The following is an 18,840-nucleotide window of genomic DNA, read 5'->3' as shown; positions in this document are numbered from 1 at the left end:
AGTCCCCGATTCGCTTGCAGCAGTCTGATTAAGACGTGTCCTTGTCATTGATTTAAGTTATATGACATCGTCGTCATTATACGCAACTGCCGGAATCTCGTCAAGCGCACCACGGGTCGAACTATCAAACGCGTCCCAATCATGGCTTGCCAATAACTCCATCTGCGCATCGATCAAGACTTTAAAACGATTACGGTACAATTCGATTTTCTTACGCATCTGTTCGACTTCAAAGTCTGTCCGTTGCGCTCGACGCTGTGCGGAATCTTGCAGTTGTTCCGCTTCACGCTCGGCTTGTTTTAAAATCAAGCTTGCTTCTTTCGTCGCATTGGCCTTGACTTCTTCTCCTGCTTCTTGGGCAACGATGATTGACTTGTTTAACGTCTCTTCCATCGAACTGAAGTAATCGACACGCGATTGCATGTTTTGAATCACTTCTTGCTGTTGACGGTTTTCCCGCAACAACATTTCAAAATCCTTGATGACTTGATCAAGAAATTCGTTGACCTCATCCTCGTCATAGCCGCGAAACTTACGTGTAAATTCCTTATTATGAATATCAAGTGGCGTCAATGGCATGATGAAATCCTCCTCAGCATTTTTTAACCTTTTAATAATCCGTACTGTAATTTAATCCGGTCGCGTTTCGTCGACCCTAAAATAGCCGTCAATTTGACGCGGCCTGTTCCACGGAGCGAAAGCAAATCGCCTTCTTCAAGCATGAAGCTTGGATCTTCGACGATTTTATAATTCACTTTACTTTCCCCTTGTTTAATCAAACTCTGTGCTTTTTGTCTCGAAAAACCAAGCACTTCGCTGACGACAGTATCAAAGCGGAGCGAACTGACGAATCCAAGTTCTTCTTGCCATTCCTGTTCTTTGATCTTCAATTGGTCTTCTAGTTCGACGCGAGATAAACGAATTTTCGTTTTCCCTGCCCGCTCGACGTTGACTTCGATATAAGAAGCAACGTCTTCTGCGACTGCGAACTGAACGACTTGATCTTGAATGACGACGTCACCGAACTTGCCGCGTTTCAGACCGACGTTTAAGAGCGTACCTGTTACTTGTCGATGCGATAGTTCAACGAATTTTGTAGGATAATGAATACGATAGATGGCAATATCAAAGTCGCTCGCATCAAGTTCGTAGTAATCAGGCGCAATTAGTGCCCGCTGTCGCTCTGCCCCTTCGAAACCGCCCTCAAAAAAGAGGGCACATTTCGTTCCGACGAGTTCGCGTGTGATTTGCTGTTCGCGTGGGTCAAGAAAATCTGTCAGTTTAAACGTATAGGTCGCTTCGACATGATCGATCCAGTTTAAGACAAGATCGACGAACTCCCGCTCATGTCCGCGATAGTGATCATAGACGCTCATTAGAAGAAGATTGCTCGAATGCCTGACTGTGCTAAGTTCAACACTAAAAAGGCAACGATTGGTGAGATGTCAAGCATACCTCCGATGGGCGGGATGATCCGTCGGAAAGGCGCGAGGAACGGTTCGACTAACATCGCTAATACTTGTCCGAATCTTGACTCTCGTGCGTTTGGGAACCATGAAAGTAAAATATAAGCAATCATGACATAGCTATAATATTGAAGTAACGTGCTCAATGTACGCCCAATCGCGTACATAACTTGTGAATCCATGTTTACCACCCCTTATGATTGATATCATCTTCTCCAAGTAGATTTGAAATACTACCCGCGAGCTCGACGTTGTTCGGCACACAGAGGAGCGTGTTTTGACTGATTGTCGTAATCGTACCATCGAGTGCAAAGACGACGCCTGAAAGAAAATTAATCATTTGCCGTGATTGATCTTTTGACATGCGTTGCATATTAACGATGACCGCACGATTTTGACGGAGATGCTCCCCAATTTCTTGTGCTTCATTGAAGACACGCGGCTCACTTAAAATGACTTGTGATTTTGCTTTTTTCGTATGAATCGGAACGATATTCGATTGACGCACAGGGTCCTCCTTTTGAGTAACACTCGGGGTAGATTCCTCGTAGTACTCTTCATACTCTTGCTCTGCAGTACCTCTACCTTTATTTATTGTAGCATCATTTTCATATTCAAGTTCGTCTAAATCGTCTGTGTTCCCAAGAAACAGATGTTGCATTTTCGATTTGAATCCCATTTCGATTCTCCTTTCAACTTCTTCTACGTTTTATGATTGGACGAGGACCGTTCCGATTCTGACGTGTGTCGCCCCTTCTTCAATCGCAATTTCATAATCAGACGACATCCCCATCGATAATTCCGTACAGGGAGCGTAAGACAGGTTTCGTGCTGCTACTTCGTCTCGTAAGACGCGTAAAGCGCGGAAAACGGACCGCACTTCCTCTTGATTTTCTGTCAATGGTGCCATCGTCATGAGTCCAATCACACGAACTTTTGGATATTGACCGATTTCATGTAGAAAGGAATGGATGTCTTCTGCGGAAATACCTTGTTTCGAAGCTTCACCCGAGACATTGACTTGAACAAAACAATCGATAGGACGTTTTGCACGTTTATTGATTTCTTCCGCTAAATGCAAACGATCGAGTGAGTGAAGCACATCGATTTGATCGATGATTTGACGTACTTTTCGCGACTGCAGTGTCCCGATGAAGTGCCACTCACAGGCTTCACGCCCAAGTGCTGCTTGTTTTTCTGACAAACCCTCCGGACGATTTTCACCTAGCGCCGTTATACCTGCTTCTAACAGCTCAGAGGCAACTTGACTTGAAACTGATTTCGTCACGCCAATCAGTTGTACCTGCTTTTTTTGAAAACTCTTTTCACTCGCTTGTTGCATCTTTTGTTGGACAAGTTGAACATTTTCATTAATCGACATGTAATGACTCCTTTACGATCAAGCTCGCGAAACGACCTTGGTGGTCCCCATGACGGTAAGAGAAATAGTCATCTGCTTGGCAGTGCGTACAAATTCCTGCATCAATGATGTCACCTAATCCACTTCGCTCTGCTAATGCAGCATTCGTCTGCTGAAGCGAAAGCATCGCTTTTCCGTTTTCTTTTATTGTGTAGGGCGTATCTTCAAGACCAAGCCCGTCAATCGCTTCAAGGACGGGTTGGTCGACCTCATAACAACATTCACGAATCGAGGGTCCGATGACCATTTGAATCGAGGAACGGTCTGCCCCCGCCGCTTCCATTCGGGCGACAGTCGCTTCAACGATATTCGCGACTGTTCCACGCCATCCGGCATGCGTATTCGCAATAATTCCTGTCGTCGGATCACAAAACACGAGCGGTACACAATCCGCGAATAACATGGCGAGTAATACATTTGCATCCGTCGTCACCAATCCATCTGTACCCTCGATCGTTGTTCCATAATCCAGTGCGCCTCGTCCAGAATCTAGCGTCGTCACTTGTTCGACATGGTTCCCGTGAACCTGTTCTGCCCAAACTGAATTTTCGAGCGATAAATCAAGTTGACGGGCGATGACTTGCCGGTTTTGAATGACACCATCGCGATCGTCATTGACATGCAATCCAAGATTGCCAATACCATGCGGCGCTGAAAATTTTGTAGTGAATGCCGCACGCACTGTACCGGTCGGTGTATCCCACTTTATCCATTGACCAAACATCATTTCACATCCCTTTCAAAAAAGAGGTGCCGCTTACGCGACACCTCTTTGTCTAGCAGTCGTGTCTTGGAAAAAATCGATTAACGATTGTTCCGACGAAGGAATGATGGAATGTCCATCGTTTCTTCAACATCTGACCCTTTTGCTGGTTCTGGATTCGAGCTGACAGGTGTCTCTTCGACTTGTGGTTTCGGCTCCTCAGTCGCAGCAGGAGTTGGAGTCGCCTGCTTTTTCTTGAGTAAGTTTTTCATCATTTCTTGAGCAGATGGAATCTCGAAATCGAGTGGCTCGTTTTCGAATTCTGTTGCGATGACGGTAACGATGATTTCATCTTCTAAGTTATCGTTGATAACAGAACCGAAAATCAAGTTTACTTCTTCATCTGCTGCACTTTGAACGATTTGAGCAGCTTCCGTTACTTCATATAGACTGAGGTTCGCACTACCTGTGATGTTCATTAAGACACCTTTTGCACCTTCAATCGATGTTTCAAGCAATGGACTTGAAATGGCTTTCTTCGCAGCTTCCGTTGCACGGTGTTCGCCTGTCGCAACACCAACGCCCATCAAGGCAGATCCTTTTTCAGTCATGATTGTCTTAACGTCTGCAAAGTCTAAGTTGATTAAACCAGGGACAGCGATTAAGTCTGTGATCCCTTGAACCCCTTGACGAAGCACATTATCCGCTTCTTTGAATGCTTCGAGCATCGGCGTGTTACGATCAACGATTTCAAGTAATTTATCATTCGGAATGACGATTAACGTATCGACTTTTTCTTTAAAGTTTTGCACACCCGATACAGCGTGTTGCATCCGTTTGCGTCCTTCAAACATGAACGGTTTCGTTACGACACCGACAGTCAATGCGCCGATTTCTTTTGAAATTTCAGCGATGACTGGCGCAGCACCAGTTCCTGTCCCGCCACCCATACCTGCAGTGACGAAGACCATATCAGCACCTGACAAAATCTCTGTCAATTGTTCACGGCTTTCTTCTGCCGCTTTTTTACCGATTTCTGGATTCGCACCTGCACCTAAACCGCGTGTCAGCTTTGCACCGAGTTGGAGCTTCACATCTGCCTGCGACATGTTGAGTGCTTGTGCATCTGTATTGACGGCGATGAATTCTACGCCTTGTACACCATGTTCAATCATTCGGTTGACGGCGTTTGAACCACCGCCACCTACGCCGATGACCTTAATTTTAGCTACTTGGTCCATCATTTCATCAAAATGCAACATAAAAGGGGCCCCCTAATTTTTTATACTCATTGTATTTTAGTCATTAACCAAAAAACTTTTCAAAGAAACTACTGAATGATTTACGCTCTTTTGGAGGTTGTTCCTGTTGCGTTCGTTCTTCACGTACTGGAGACGGTGTCGGGTTCGTAAGCAATTGTTCTTGTTCACGATTTTGCGCCACGACTTCCTTCTCGTCCGCACGATCAAATCCTGATTTCGAAACCGTACTTCTTGAGAGTACATAGCGTAACATGCCGGCTGCCACAGCGTACTTCGGATTACGAATGCCTAAGCTGGCCGGTTGGTAGACGTTGACGTTCTGATTGAAAATCCGTTTCCCTAGCTGATCGATTCCAGGAAGCGAAGAACTTCCACCGCAGAGAATGATGCCACTATTCATTTGTGGATGGCCAGCCTGCGTCATCCGTTTTTGAATCATCTCGAAGATTTCTTCGAGGCGTGCCTCTAAAACGAAACCGATCTCAGGTTGCGGCTCAAAACGATGCTCCCCATTAATCGTTACATAGGATACCTTTTCTTCAGGATCCCCTAACGATTCAAGCGCCACTCCGTATTCTTCCTTCGCAAGTTTTGCATCTTGGTACTTACAATTCATCTTATACGTTAAGTCACGTGTCAGATGATCGCCACCATAAGGTAACGTCGTCGAGTAAACGAGATCGTTTTTTTCATAAATCGACAATGTTGTCGTCTCATGTCCAATATCGATGATGCCGACGCCAAGCTCCAGTTCATCGATTGATGCCGCGATTCTTGAAACAGCTAAGCTTTCAAGTACGTATCCTGCAAGCTCTAGACCAGCCCGTTCGATTGAACGTTTAATGCTATGTAGGATCGTCTTCGCTCCAATGATCAACTTCCCTGTCACTTCTAGACGATAACCGATCATACCACGTGGATCCGTGATTTCTGTTTGTTGGTCGACCGTAAACGTTTTCGGTAGTACATCGACAACACTTAATTCGTTCGGAATGCGCATGACCATTGCGGAGTGTAAGACGTCTTTGACGTCGTCATCCGTAATTTCATTGTCTTCGCCTTTAATTGAAGTCATCCCTTGACAATCCTTGACTTGAATGTGTTCTCCAGAAATTGCTACATATACTTCACCAATCGGTTCACCGAGTGTCCGTTCCACTTCAGCGACCGCTTGTTTAATGGCATTGACTGTTTGGTCGATATCGACGATGACGCCACGTTTGACACCGGCAGATGGTGCAGAACCCTCCGCTAACACGTTCAGTGTCCCACCGAGTAGTTCACCGACGATGAGTTTCACTTCCGATGTTCCAATGTCTAGTGCGGCAATCGTACCTTTCGTTTCCATGGGAGTGACACCTCCACTTTCATAATACTCATACTGATTGTCCCTATATATATTCAGGAAACAAGATAAACTTCTTCTCGTTTAAGTCTACACTATATAAAACCCTACGAAAAGAAGTTATTGTCTAACTTACCCATCTAATAGATTACGATTTGATGACGATACGCCTACTTATTTACTAATGAAAACAAACGTTTGTCAATCTGCTGACTCATGACTAGGAATTTTCTATTTTTTTACTTTATATGGTTTGAAATAGATTCCCCCGTCAATCGTGATCGTCCCTGTTTTTCCTTTTGGTAAGGCTGAAATCACTTTGACATATTCATTCAACGAGTTAGAAAAAGCTGAAGTACTCAATAAGACGGTATTGCCATCCGTCATGAATAACTTCAATCCCCCTTTATCGGTTTTATCGTTTGCAACGATTTCCGAAATCCGACTCCGAACTTTTGGTTCGATTTTGACGAGTTCCTTCGTCAACCGTTCAAGGGACTGATCTGTAAAGCCTGTTAAAATCGGTGCATCGAACAATTCTTCCTTCGACTTTCCAGGGATGATTGTTCCATCTGCTAAGACGATTCGGTCTCCGGGTTGATCTTTCGCGTAAGCAATTTCTTTTTCCTCCACGACATTAACTTGATAGTTATGGAGAAAACTCTGTGTCATCGTTGCTTCCCGTATACCTGGTACATCTTCGATTCGCTCTAGCACAGCTTCTTCTGACACATTGAAAGCATGTGTCTCCTTCACCTTCATCCGTGACGCCTGAATGATGTCTTCTTCTTTGACATTGACGACACCGTCAATCTCAAGTGTCGCTACCCGCGAATAACTGGACTGAAGATAAAATACGACAGCAATCAATAGACCGATCAGGATGAGGACATAGATTAAACGTCGATTTGCTTTCTTCCGGCGTTGTTCACGGATATAAGGAATCTTATCTTCTAGACTACTGACAGTGGCATCCGTATCTTTTACCGGTTGTCGCTCCTTCACGTTCATTCCTCCTCTACTTGATTAATTTCAGTTCCTTATCGGTCTATTCCTGCAACTGTTTAGTTTTTTTGTTGAATCAAGCGATTCAACTCGTCTACTAAATCACTCGATGCATTCGGCATCCCTAAAGCGAATGCGGCCTGCGACATCGCTTCTTGATTCGCAATCGCCGTTTTACAAGCATCGAATAACGTTTCTCCTGTCAGTTCAGCTTCTCGGACGAGCAAGCTTGCTCCTGTTTCGACGAGGGACGAGGCATTTACTTCTTGATGGTTTTCTGTGACGTATGGACTCGGAATGAGAATGCTCGGTAATCCGAGCGTCGTCAATTCTGCTAACGTGCTCGCACCCGAACGTGAAATGACGAGTTGACTCGCCTTTAAGATATTCGGTAAATCATAGACAAACGGACGTAACTGAATACGCTCCGGGACCGTTCCGATTTGGCGAGTAATCTCTTCAAAATGAACTTGACCTGTCACGAACAACATCGACCAATCCATCTGAATGAACTTCGGCATCATCTCGATGATTGCTTGGTTGATTGCTGGCGCTCCACGACTTCCACCGTAAACGACGACTAACGGGCGCCCTTCTTCAAAACCATAACGTTGCCGTTCAATGACCGGGTCGACTTGCAAATCAGCTACTTCGGAAGCCCGGGGATTACCGATTAAAACGGTTTTCGCTTCGTTTTTACCGAAATGGTGACCTGATCCTTTAAACGATAACGCGACACGATCGACGTACCGAGCAAGGAACTTATTCGTAATACCAGGTAAACTGTTTTGCTCATGGACGAGTGTTTTATACCCCATCTTCGCTGCTGTATAAAGGACCGGTCCACAAACGAAACCACCTGTCCCGACCACGATGTCGGGGTTGAACTTTCGCAACATTTTCCGGACACGGGTCACGCTCTTTAAGAAACGGATTCCCGTCTTAACGTTTTCAAATGATAACGAACGGCGAATACCTGAAATCTCAATCGATTCAAAGGGAATTCCTGCGCGTCGGACGATATCTGCTTCTAGCCCATTTTCCGTTCCGATGTATAGCACTTCACACGGCATCCGTCGCTCGATTTCGCGGATCATCGCGAGCGCCGGATAAATATGCCCTCCGGTTCCACCACCTGATACGACGATTCTCATTTAGCATCTCCTCCAATCGATTCGACGGCGCGAACAAAATGTTCGCCACGTTCTTCATACGTCTTATATTGATCCCAGCTCGCTGACGCAGGCGATAATAAGATGATATCCCCGGCTTGTGAGACATCAAATGCTGCCTGTACTGCTTGCGCCATATCGCTGACGACCGTTGCATCAATCTTTTCTTGACGTGCCAGTTCCACAAAACGTGGTCCCGTCTCGCCCAAACCGACGACATGCTTGACTTGTGTCATCGACTCTACGAGTGGTGTTAAATCAGCACCGCGTTCTAGTCCGCCACATAACCAAATGATTGGAGCTTTAAAACCGGATAGTGCTGCTTCCGTCGCTACGTTGTTCGTCGCTTTCGAATCATTGTAGACTTTACGTCCCTTGAATTCGCCAATGTACTCTGTACGATGCGCGACGCCACCGAATGTCCGTAAGACGTCCTGCACCGCTTGTAACGGAATATTGAATGGTTCTACTAACGTCAATGCTGCTAAGACGTTCTCTAGATTGTGTCCCCCACCTAAAGCCAGTTCAGCGGCCGGTAAGATCGGCGTTTCACCAACCATAATCATGTCCTGCTCGACACGAGCATAAGCTGGACTCTTACGTGAAAAACGCAACCGCTCTGCTTTTGCCTGATCACTTAAGCGCATGACGACATCATCGTCTGCGTTGACGACAAGGCGGTCATTCGCATCCATGTTACGGAAAATTCGTGCTTTCGCTTCCGCGTAGGATTCAAGATCACCATGATAGTCAAGATGAGCCGCTGATAAGTTTAAGAAAGCCGCACTCATTGGTTTAAAGGCGTGCATTCCCATCAGTTGGAAACTCGAAAGTTCAATCACGATGATTGCATCATCTTCCGCTTCTTTCGCAATCTCAATCGCCGGGAAGCCGATGTTTCCCGCCAAGTGTACCGGACGCGTCTGCTGTTTCAATAATTCGTGGACAAGCGTCGTCGTCGTCGTCTTCCCGTTTGACCCTGTAATCGCTACCCATTGCGCATTCGTCGCATGATAGCCGAGCTCGACTTCCGTCCAGATTGGAATCTGTCGCACCAGTGCTTCTTGCAAGAGCGGAATCTGATACGGAATCCCTGGATTTTTGACGATGAGCTCTACTCCTTCAAGTAACGTGAGCGGATGCTCGCCGAAAGTCGTTTTGACACCGAGTTTCAGCAAAGTATCTTGATCTGTTCCCGAGGGTGTTCCACCGTCGTTCACCGTCACATCTGCCCCTGCTTCGACCAAATACTTAGCCGCTGCGATACCACTTTTAGCCGTTCCGAGCACTAAGACCTTTTTGTTGACCCAATCAGACTTCTTCATCTTAAAATCGCTCACTTTCTTCATCCGGAAATTTCAATTAAACAAGCAAGTAGGCAATGAACGCTACGATACAACTAATCGAAGCAAACGTACCGACAATCCGCCATTCACTCCAACCGACCATCTCGAAATGATGATGAATTGGGCTCATCTTAAAGATACGTTTTCCCGTCGTTTTAAATGAAATCACCTGTAAAATCACAGATAATGTCTCAACAACGAACACGATTCCAATTAAGACAAGTAGCAATTCAAGTTTTAAGAGGATGGATAACCCGGCGAGTGCTGCTCCGAGTGCGAGCGAACCTGTATCCCCCATGAAGATTTTCGCAGGGTGGGCATTGAACAATAAGAATCCAATCAATGCACCGACTGCTGACATCGCGAATAACGCGACCCCTACTTCATCTGCAACGAACCACGCATACAAACTAAAGAACAGGAATGTCGGGATTGCTGTAAAGGATACGAGACCATCTAATCCGTCCGTCAAATTGACGGCATTCGAGAATCCGACTAACCAGAACAACGCGACAAGTGGATAAAGCAAGCCGAAATCAAACGTCATTGACGTAAACGGGATCGCTAAGTAAGTCGCTTCGCTCGTAAACCCACCACTCAACCATACAAATAATAATCCAACAACGATTTGTCCAATTAATTTTTGTTTCGAGTTCAATCCAAGGTTACGTTTTTTGACGACTTTGATGTAATCATCGATGAATCCGATCGCACCATAAGCAAGCGTCAAGAACAAGAGTGACAAGTGATTCGCTTCTAAGTCTCCCGTAATCATCGCCGCAATCAAACTTCCAATCATTGCGAGTAAAATGACGATTCCACCCATCGTTGGCGTTCCGGACTTGACCTGGTGCCACTGCGGTCCTTCTTCTCGAATTTCTTGTCCAAATTTCAACTGGTGTAAAAAAGGAATCGCTCTTGGCATGACAAGAAGAACCACGAGTAAAGCGACAATTAAACTGATGAATAATGTAATCATTGCAAACACCTACTTTTAAGAATTAAATTTTGTTTAAATCCGTTAAAATCTGCTCAAGCGCTACTCCACGAGAAGCTTTAAGCAACACAATCGTTTGTTCACCCAACAACGGACGAAGCAACGTAGCCGCCTGATCGACCGTCTCTGCGAATTCGACCACTACCGACGGATCAGTAATGCCTTCCGCGATATACCGTCCCTTCTCTCCTACAAGAATAGCATGTGAGACTGGAAGTGTAATCCGCTTACCGACCGATGCGTGCAATTCACGCTCTTGGTCCCCAAGCTCGTACATGTCTCCTAAGACAACAACGCGGGTCGGATAACCGTCAAGCTCTGCAACCGTCTCGATTGCCGCATTCATCGATGTCGGGCTTGCATTATAAGCATCATTGATAATGGCTGTCTTGTGATAGACAAGACGTTCCATCCGCATCGGTGTCAATTTCACTTCATCCAGCCCTGCCTGAATCACCTCGTCCGCAACCCCGAGTGCACGTGCTGTCGCAATCGCATAAGCCGCGTTGCGCACTTGATGTTTTCCAAGAACCGGAATACGGAATGTTGCTCCGGCAAATTGAAACGTCGTTCCGAGGAAGGTCGCCTCTGCTTGCTCGATGACAAATGTGTTTGCGTGGTGGTAACCAATCCGCTCACCTGTAACACCAGCAAGTAACGCTTCGTCTCCGTCAAGGAATAGATGACCATCCGGCTTTAGACCTGCTGTGATTTCTAATTTGGCTTTTGCAATTCCTGCACGCCCCCCGACATGTTCCGCATGAGACTCACCGATATTCGTTACAAGTGCGATATCCGGTTCTGCTAATTGTGATAAGAACTCGATGTCACCGAAGCCGCTCATTCCCATCTCGAGCACCGCTACCTCCGTGTCACGAGGCATCATCAAAATCGTCAACGGCATGCCGATGTCTGAATTAAAATTACCTGATGTCTTATGCGTCCGATACGTCGTTTTCAATACACTTTCGACCATATCTTTTGTCGATGTCTTACCATTGGACCCCGTAATCGCCACTACCTTTGGTGAGACGAGTTTCAAGTAACGTGTTGCAATATGTTGCAACGCGGCTAACGGGTCTTCGACTTCGAGTACGACGATGTCTGCGTCCGGAAGCGGGATTCCTTTTTTCCATAACGTCGCGATGGCTCCTTGGTCGATTGCTCCATCGATGAACGAATGTCCGTCGACGCGCGCGCCTTGTATCGGAACGTACAATCCTTCTGTCAGTTCACTTCTCGAATCCGTCGCAAAGTGGCGAAGCGATCTTTTGTCTGTCACATCTAATCCGAGCCAACTTGCGATTTCTGTTATCGTCACCATTTCATTTCCTCCACTCATTTACAGAAAAAGAGGACGAATTCAAAAGTCAACGAATGACTCCTGTTCGTCCTCGTTCTCCTGCAGAAAATTAGGGACCGCTTTTACCTTAATCGTTTGGTTCAGCGAGTTCAACCGTCAACTTTCCATTTTCTTTCACTAGTGTACCAGTTCGGGCTGATTGTTTGGTTACAAAACCTTTACCAATCACATCTAACTTCAAATCATACAAACTGACGAGCTTTTTGACATCTCGTTGCGACCAGCCAGTCAAATCAGGCATCTTGAACGTATCATCCGTTTTAAGAAGGACACGTTCACCACTGACGAATTCCTGACCACGCGACGGGATTTGCGAGACGACTTGTGCCCCGTCACCTAAAATAATCGGAACGGCACCTTGTTCCTTCGCTAAAGCCTTCGCTTCGGCAGCGGTTTTTGTAATATAGCTCGGTGTTATTTTTGCTTTGACATCGACTGACTCTTTTTGTGTTTCGGGCTGGATGCTCCGATACTGGAGTGCTGTATTCATGACGCTTTTGAAAACTGGACTCATGATACTTGGACCCGAGACCGATGATTCATTTTTCGATGGACGATCGACTGCAATGTACATGATGAGTTCAGGATCATCCTTCGGGGCCATTCCGATGAAGGAATGGATGAACTTTCCTTGGATATACTTCCCGTTCTCTGAAATTTGCGCTGTCCCTGTTTTACCGATGACGCGGTAATCATCCAACTTATACATTTGTCCCGTTCCAAGCTTACTGTTGACGACGCCATCGAGTGCTTCCCGCGTCGCCTTCGCCGCTTCAGCCGAAATCGGTTTGCCGACCACTTCCGTTTTTGCTTTGTAAGGAGCCTGATCGACGTGATCTGCCTTTTGGATGATGTGTGGTTTGACCATTTCACCATTTCCAGCGATTGCCGTCGCTCCCTGCAACAATTGCATCGGAGTCACGGCGGTCGATTGTCCCCACGACGTGATGACCGTATTTAACGGTTTTGATAAATCGGACTGACTGTTTACTTCTCCCGAGATGTCTATACCCGTCTTTTGATCAAAATGAAACTTCTTAAAGTATTCTTTATACCGCTCGATGCCTAGCTTTTCAGCTGTCAAAATCGAGAACATGACATTCGACGAGTGATAGACTCCTTCAATCATTGGAATCGTCCCCCAACCAACATCATTGTAATCCTTGATGACTGTGCCTTTATAGTTGTAGTTACCTGACTTATACGGTTCATTCGGCCGAAAGACACCGGCATCAATCGCAGCCGCCAGCGTAAAGATCTTCATCGTCGAACCCGGTTCGAACCGGGAGGAAACGGCAAAGTTCGTGAAATCTGTCATATCCCGCAAGTTCGGATTGAATGATGGTCGATCCGTCATCGCGAGTATTTCACCCGTTTTTGCATCCATGACGACACCTGTCGCATTTTTAGGTTTGTATTCGTCATACATTTTCTGCATTTGTTTTTCGAGCGCTTGTTGAATCCGGTGATCAATCGTCAAGTATAAGTTCGAGCCATCTTTCGGCTCATTTGAAATACGCGATCCACCTTGAATCAATTCACCGCCACTTCGATCTTTTTCAAAGACACGGGACCCAATTGACTCCCGTAACGCATCATCATATTGTTTTTCGATCCCCATCTGTCCTTTTAAGACGACGCGTCCGTTATCCTCCGTCATCTTTTGAACGAATCCGAGCGTATCGGATAGAAAAACACCGTTTGGATAATATCGTTTTGGTTCTTCAATCAGTCGGATTCCGGGAAGGTCGAGCTTATCAATTTTTTCTTTTTGATCAAGCGTCAAATCACTCCCTTTTTTTCCGAACTCGATTTGCGAGCGGTCTTTATTTTCAATCAAATACGTCTCAAGCTCTTTGACCGTCATACCAAGAATCGGCGCGAGCCCTGTCGCCGTCTTCTTATAGTCAACGACTGTCGCATCCGGATCTTGAACGCCGCCTAACCGGTAGACTGCGACAAGGTGGTAAGAGGGTACATTGATCGCAATCGGTGAACCAAGACGGTCAAAAATTTCCCCTCGCTCTGCCGAGAGCGTCGACTCGGCTTCCCAGCGTTTCTTTTCCGCGTAGGCAATCATATCTTCTCCGTGAAACTTTTTAGTTGTCGACAAATAAAGAAACCGGCCAATAAACACAAAAAAGAGAGCAGCAAATATCATCATGATGATGGCTACTCTCACACGGGACTTTTTAAGTGGATTCATTTAGGAATCACCTTGATGTTCCCTTTTCGCATATCAAGACCTTGTTCTTTCGCAATCTTGTAGATCCGTTCTGGAGAGCTTAAATTCGTAACTTCAAGTTGAAGACGTTCATTTTCCTTCTTCATCTCTTGCGTCACTTGATTTTCCTTCGCAAGATCTCGACTGACGTTATAAGCATCATTGTGTGCCCCAATCGTCGCGCTACCGAATAAGACGAGACCACCAATCATTGCACTGTATAAGAATTTTTCAAAGGGATACAGGCGATACTTCGGACGGACGGCGACGCGACGATTAATGTCTTCCGTTTTCGTCGGTTCTTGAACTGGGCGCTGACGAACAGGTTCTAGCGATTGGACTGGTTTACGAAGTGGTTCTGCCATCTGAATGCTCCTCTCAACTTTCCTTCATTTTTTCAACAATCCGTAACTTAGCAGAACGTGAACGACGGTTATCATCAAGCTCATCATTTCCTGCTGTAATCGGCTTACGTGTGACGAGGCGAAGTTCTGGTTCAAACTCTTTTGGAATCATCGGCAATCCTTGTGGAAGCTCAGGTAACGATGATTTTTCTTTAAATGCTAGTTTACACATGCGGTCTTCAAGTGAATGGAACGTGATGACACAAAGACGACCACCAACAGCCAGCAAATCAATCGCCTGATACACCGCTCGATCGAAGACATTCAATTCATCATTGACAGCAATCCGAATCGCTTGGAACGTCCGCTTTGCCGGATGCCCACCCTTTCGACGGGCAGGCGCTGGAATCGCGTCCTTGATGAGTTCGACCAGTTCGAACGTCGTCGTGATTGGACCTTCTTCACGTGCCTTTTCAATTTTCCGTGCAATCTGCTTCGAAAATTTTTCTTCTCCGTATGTAAAGAAAATCCGAACGAGATCATTATATGGCCAGTCGTTGACGACTTCATATGCCGATAACGATGACGTTTGATCCATTCGCATATCGAGACGCGCATCAAAGTTATAACTAAAACCACGTTCCCCTTCATCCAGCTGGGGGGAGGATACACCGAGATCAAACAAAATACCATCTACTTTAGTTACACCTAACTCATTTAGCTTTTCTTGCAAGTGAACGAAGTTACTCTTAATCAGCGTAAAGCGACCGGCATACGCTGCGAGACGTTCTTCCGCATGGGCAAGCGCGACGTCATCTTGATCAAATGCATAGAGATGACCTGTCGTCAATTGCTTCACGATTTCTTCACTGTGTCCTGCTCCACCTAATGTACAATCTACATATACTCCATCAGGTTTAATATCTAGCCCTTTAATGGACTCCCATTTTAATACCGTTTCATGTTCAAACATGCCCTGCCTCACCTTTCAGTGTCCAAGATGGACGTTACTCTTTTTCAATGTATCACATTCCTTATTTAAAACGTTACGAAAATGAGACAGTTTTCTTGATTTATTTCACTTTTAGGTATCTTTCGCTAAAAAAACAAAAAAACCTGCTCATTTCAGCAGGTTTAAAGCAAAATTTCCAATTGTTCAGCATCTGTCTGCTCATATTGTACACGCAGGTTTTGAATTAAATCTAAACCGTAGCGATTGAGCCATGGCAAGATGGAGTGCATGCGCTCTTGAGGCGCTCCATTCGGAAGAAGTTGATACTGGAGTGAGCGTTTTGTTCGCATGAGGCGATCGTAATTCCGCCGCTCTTGCGTAACGAGCGTATCGATTGCGAGTTGAATTTGTTTATTCAGCTTTTTCGTCGCTGATAAATTTTTAGAAGTTGCCCGCTCGACCTGTTCAATTTCTTGAATGAGTGCAGTACCTAAAATATGCGACGAATGCAGCTGACTATTTATCTTCGTCGCATCGAACGGTTCAATCGCTACACCATGCGATAATACTTGTTCTAGCGACAAGTCATACCGGCGAAGCAGCTTTTCGTCCCGCGCCCGTAACATGACGGCGCCCATTCGTGGAATGAGCAGCGGCATCGTCCAATCAAAGTGATGGAACAATGGCCGAAGACGTGTCCAGTAGGCAATCTCACCAGGTCCTCCGATATAGGCGAGGGTCGGGAACAGATAATCCTGCATCAACGGTCGTGTGACGACACTATTCGAAAAACGCTCAGGACTTGCATACAGCAACGCCAGTAACTCAAGTTCCGTGTAAGTCTTCCCCTGCTTCGTTACAAAGTCTTCTCCCGGGTACAATAAATCCCGTCCGATGTCCTCGACGAACAGATGCGCTGCTTCTTCATTCAAGAAGGTATCCGGTAAGTCCGTCGTTTGCTGAATCCCGATCGACAACGCTTGACGAATTTCTTTGTTGTCTTGAATCAACTGCTCAAAGAATGGAATTTCGAGTTCGCGTACTGCTTTTGCATCGGCATCAAAAAAGATGACATCATGATTCACTAATTCTCCGAGTAGCGCTGAGAAAAAACCGCCATATGTCGTTTCTTGATCAATCAACCGCTCCACCAGCAAAACAAGTTCCTTTGTATTTTGTGTTTCTTGGTCGACGCTCAAGGCTTGGCGTAAGACTTGTTTGACCGCTTTTTGATCGAGCGTCATCCGACTAACGGAACGCTGAATCGTATCTTGCGGTGAAACCGTCAATTTTCGCGGTTGATATTCTGCCGTCGGTGCATAGATATGATTGATTTCATCAAAATCATGATCTTCGGTCGCGAGCCAAAAAATCGGAACAACCGGTAACCCCAATTGATTTTCCGCTTGCTTCGCGACCTTTAGACAGGTTAACAGTTTGTAAATTGCATATAAAGGCCCCCCGAAGATACCGGTTTGCTGCCCAGTAATGACGACTTGTGCCTCACCCGTCCGTAAACGTTCGAGACGCTGTCGAATCATTCCAGTCATCTGCGGATTTTGACGAATCAACTCATCGACGAGTGGACTGAGATGAGGATACTGACGCTCTCGAAGACGTTGGCTCCGCGCTTGCATCCCTTCTTCTCCGATGTGGTCTACATATTTAGAAAAGTCTTCACCCGTCGCTCTATGCATCAACGAGTTGTCTTCATATAAGGCGTGAAATGATTGTACCTTCAAACAAAATCCCTTCTTTCTAACTTGATCAACCAATCATTAGTTGACGAATTCCAATTCCAAACAGTATGAGATGTACAGGAAGGGCAATCAAGACGATGATTCGCCAACTATGTCGAATCATTTGGACATAATCGATGTCGACTTGTCGAATCCGTTGCCATAACGCATTTAATGCAAACACTGACAATACCGCAATCAACAACCAACCCATGTAGTTATGCCCCGTCAATGCGATTAACGAAACATGAATCGCATACAATACGATGAACGTCCCGAGATCAAGCGCGACCCGGACGGCCTTGGCATGCGTCCGAAACAACAACAGGAATAATAAGTAAAGGACAATTAAACTGAACAGTGGAAAGATGATAAAAACCGTCACAACGAATCCCCCTCTTGTTCTCGATGCTTAATTTCCTGAAAGTAATAAGCTAACAACGGTGTCGGTTGCGTCGCCTGCTTTAGCACATACCCAACGATTGGATCGATTTCCGTCATTCGTCCTTGCTCCACATCCCGTAACATCGACGAGCGATTGAGACGCGTACGCTTTAAAATCTGTTCGATTTCATCATACGTAATCGGGTGGTTCGGGAAGACACTACGCACTTCTGCAAAGACGGCACGTGCTTTCGATGCATACGGTTCATCGAGTAATCGCCCATTTTCAACCCCATAATAAGCTGTCAATGGATTGATGACAGCATTCATGAATAATTTCGTCACCATGACTGCTTCAATATTCGTTACGTGCTCAAACTGCAACGCATCTCGCTTCAGCATCGACAGGACATGATTCCCATATCGAATGCGCCCTTTTCCCGTATGACAAATTTCGTAAGGACCTGTTTTCATCGCGCCATGCTCAACGACCCCGAAAATTGCTTGCGGCAGAGCACGTGCTGCATCAAGATGTCCCATTCCATTTTGTAAAAAAACGACTGGATTTTTCTCGTGTTCTAGATAAGGAATCACACTTTTTATATCATACGACTTTGTCGTAACGAACACCAAGTCTTGTGACTCGAAATGCGCAATCGGTCGAACCTTTACGGTCGGACTCCATTGATTGTCTCGTAGGATTCGCTTTGTCCCGTCATCTAACTGTCTCGTATATAACGTAATTTGATGGTGCTCTGCTAAGTAGGAAGCAAGTAATAACCCAACAGCACCGGCTCCGATGATTCCTATTCTGCTCATCGTCGAATCACTCCTTTATATATCAAAAAAACGACCTGTAAAACCGATTTTCTCGATTTTACAGGTCGTCTTTATACCGATCATTCAGCTTACTTGCTGACGATTTCTTTACCTTTGTACGAGCCACATGCTTTACAAACACGGTGTGAAAGTTTCATTTCACCACAGTTTGGGCACTCGACCATACCTGGTACACGGAGTTTGAAATGAGTACGGCGAAGACGTTTGCGTGTTTTCGACGTTCTGCGGAATGGTACTGCCATCGTTGTCCACCTCCTTGAAAAAATACACTCGTCTTT

At 45.7% G+C, this 18,840-nt stretch carries 20 protein-coding genes and 1 other annotated feature (1 of these 21 only partly in view); all 20 genes read right to left on the bottom strand.

Annotated elements, in window-relative coordinates; all coding sequences use genetic code 11:
* Positions 1 to 57: a binding site (T-box leader), on the bottom strand; it reaches 170 nt to the left of the window's first position.
* Positions 58 to 579 carry a DivIVA domain-containing protein gene (locus tag KNQ02_RS03405; protein ID WP_088837425.1) on the bottom strand — a complete coding sequence of 174 codons (522 nt, stop codon included), beginning with the start codon at positions 577 to 579 and terminating at the stop codon, positions 58 to 60.
* Positions 580 to 602: 23 nt separating this feature from the next.
* On the bottom strand, positions 603 to 1,376 hold the full coding sequence (locus tag KNQ02_RS03400; RefSeq protein ID WP_029330902.1) for a YlmH family RNA-binding protein: 774 nt from the start codon (positions 1,374 to 1,376) through the stop codon (positions 603 to 605).
* Entirely contained in the window at positions 1,376 to 1,648 is a 273-nt protein-coding gene (locus tag KNQ02_RS03395) for a YggT family protein (RefSeq protein WP_088837426.1), read from the bottom strand. Before KNQ02_RS03395 ends, KNQ02_RS03400 begins: the two co-directional genes overlap by 1 nt.
* 2 nt (positions 1,649 to 1,650) lie before the next feature.
* Positions 1,651 to 2,145 (bottom strand): cell division protein SepF, encoded by a 495-nt coding sequence (locus tag KNQ02_RS03390; protein ID WP_029330904.1) that lies wholly within the window; start codon positions 2,143 to 2,145, stop codon positions 1,651 to 1,653.
* A 30-nt stretch (positions 2,146 to 2,175) separates the two neighbouring features.
* Complete coding sequence (locus KNQ02_RS03385) at positions 2,176 to 2,847, bottom strand: YggS family pyridoxal phosphate-dependent enzyme (RefSeq protein WP_088837427.1); 672 nt, start codon at positions 2,845 to 2,847, stop codon at positions 2,176 to 2,178.
* Positions 2,837 to 3,610 carry a peptidoglycan editing factor PgeF gene (pgeF, locus tag KNQ02_RS03380; protein ID WP_088837428.1) on the bottom strand — a complete coding sequence of 258 codons (774 nt, stop codon included), beginning with the start codon at positions 3,608 to 3,610 and terminating at the stop codon, positions 2,837 to 2,839. Before pgeF ends, KNQ02_RS03385 begins: the two co-directional genes overlap by 11 nt.
* An 80-nt stretch (positions 3,611 to 3,690) precedes the next feature.
* The gene (gene ftsZ, locus KNQ02_RS03375; protein WP_029330907.1) at positions 3,691 to 4,851 is read right to left on the bottom strand and encodes a cell division protein FtsZ; all 1,161 of its coding nucleotides are present in this window, start codon (positions 4,849 to 4,851) and stop codon (positions 3,691 to 3,693) included.
* Positions 4,852 to 4,894: 43 nt separating this feature from the next.
* On the bottom strand, positions 4,895 to 6,199 hold the full coding sequence (gene ftsA, locus KNQ02_RS03370; RefSeq protein ID WP_214765220.1) for a cell division protein FtsA: 1,305 nt from the start codon (positions 6,197 to 6,199) through the stop codon (positions 4,895 to 4,897).
* A 228-nt stretch (positions 6,200 to 6,427) separates the two neighbouring features.
* Positions 6,428 to 7,201 carry a cell division protein FtsQ/DivIB gene (locus tag KNQ02_RS03365; protein WP_088837430.1) on the bottom strand — a complete coding sequence of 258 codons (774 nt, stop codon included), beginning with the start codon at positions 7,199 to 7,201 and terminating at the stop codon, positions 6,428 to 6,430.
* A 59-nt stretch (positions 7,202 to 7,260) separates the two neighbouring features.
* Positions 7,261 to 8,355: an undecaprenyldiphospho-muramoylpentapeptide beta-N-acetylglucosaminyltransferase gene (gene murG, locus KNQ02_RS03360; RefSeq protein WP_088837431.1), complete on the bottom strand. Its 1,095-nt coding sequence runs from the start codon at positions 8,353 to 8,355 to the stop codon at positions 7,261 to 7,263.
* A complete protein-coding gene (gene murD / locus KNQ02_RS03355) occupies positions 8,352 to 9,698 on the bottom strand; it encodes a UDP-N-acetylmuramoyl-L-alanine--D-glutamate ligase (protein WP_214807292.1) in 1,347 nt (448 codons plus the stop codon). The genes murG and murD overlap by 4 nt, the downstream gene beginning before the upstream one ends.
* 37 nt (positions 9,699 to 9,735) lie before the next feature.
* The gene (mraY, locus tag KNQ02_RS03350) at positions 9,736 to 10,698 is read right to left on the bottom strand and encodes a phospho-N-acetylmuramoyl-pentapeptide-transferase (RefSeq protein ID WP_088837433.1); all 963 of its coding nucleotides are present in this window, start codon (positions 10,696 to 10,698) and stop codon (positions 9,736 to 9,738) included.
* A 22-nt stretch (positions 10,699 to 10,720) separates the two neighbouring features.
* Positions 10,721 to 12,040 carry a UDP-N-acetylmuramoyl-tripeptide--D-alanyl-D-alanine ligase gene (locus KNQ02_RS03345; RefSeq protein ID WP_088837434.1) on the bottom strand — a complete coding sequence of 440 codons (1,320 nt, stop codon included), beginning with the start codon at positions 12,038 to 12,040 and terminating at the stop codon, positions 10,721 to 10,723.
* Between the two features lie 106 nt (positions 12,041 to 12,146).
* A complete protein-coding gene (locus tag KNQ02_RS03340) occupies positions 12,147 to 14,285 on the bottom strand; it encodes a penicillin-binding transpeptidase domain-containing protein (protein ID WP_088837435.1) in 2,139 nt (712 codons plus the stop codon).
* Complete coding sequence (gene ftsL, locus KNQ02_RS03335; RefSeq protein ID WP_088837436.1) at positions 14,282 to 14,668, bottom strand: cell division protein FtsL; 387 nt, start codon at positions 14,666 to 14,668, stop codon at positions 14,282 to 14,284. Before ftsL ends, KNQ02_RS03340 begins: the two co-directional genes overlap by 4 nt.
* 13 nt (positions 14,669 to 14,681) lie before the next feature.
* Positions 14,682 to 15,620, bottom strand: a complete 939-nt coding sequence (gene rsmH, locus KNQ02_RS03330; protein ID WP_029330916.1) for a 16S rRNA (cytosine(1402)-N(4))-methyltransferase RsmH — start codon at positions 15,618 to 15,620, stop codon at positions 14,682 to 14,684.
* A gap of 161 nt (positions 15,621 to 15,781) precedes the next feature.
* On the bottom strand, positions 15,782 to 17,341 hold the full coding sequence (gene bshC / locus KNQ02_RS03325) for a bacillithiol biosynthesis cysteine-adding enzyme BshC (protein ID WP_214807291.1): 1,560 nt from the start codon (positions 17,339 to 17,341) through the stop codon (positions 15,782 to 15,784).
* A gap of 25 nt (positions 17,342 to 17,366) precedes the next feature.
* Complete coding sequence (locus tag KNQ02_RS03320) at positions 17,367 to 17,723, bottom strand: DUF3397 family protein (protein ID WP_214765228.1); 357 nt, start codon at positions 17,721 to 17,723, stop codon at positions 17,367 to 17,369.
* Complete coding sequence (locus tag KNQ02_RS03315) at positions 17,720 to 18,541, bottom strand: ketopantoate reductase family protein (RefSeq protein WP_214765230.1); 822 nt, start codon at positions 18,539 to 18,541, stop codon at positions 17,720 to 17,722. Before KNQ02_RS03315 ends, KNQ02_RS03320 begins: the two co-directional genes overlap by 4 nt.
* An 89-nt stretch (positions 18,542 to 18,630) precedes the next feature.
* Positions 18,631 to 18,804, bottom strand: coding sequence for a 50S ribosomal protein L32 (gene rpmF, locus KNQ02_RS03310; RefSeq protein WP_012370841.1), 174 nt, complete (start codon positions 18,802 to 18,804; stop codon positions 18,631 to 18,633).
* Between the last annotated feature and the right edge of the window lie 36 nt (positions 18,805 to 18,840).

It is taken from the genome of Exiguobacterium sp. s102, from assembly GCF_018618635.1.
Lineage (GTDB): Bacteria > Bacillota > Bacilli > Exiguobacteriales > Exiguobacteriaceae > Exiguobacterium_A > Exiguobacterium_A oxidotolerans.
The sequence above is the reverse complement of the archived record's forward strand: the minus strand, read 5'-3'. Positions and strand labels throughout refer to the sequence as shown.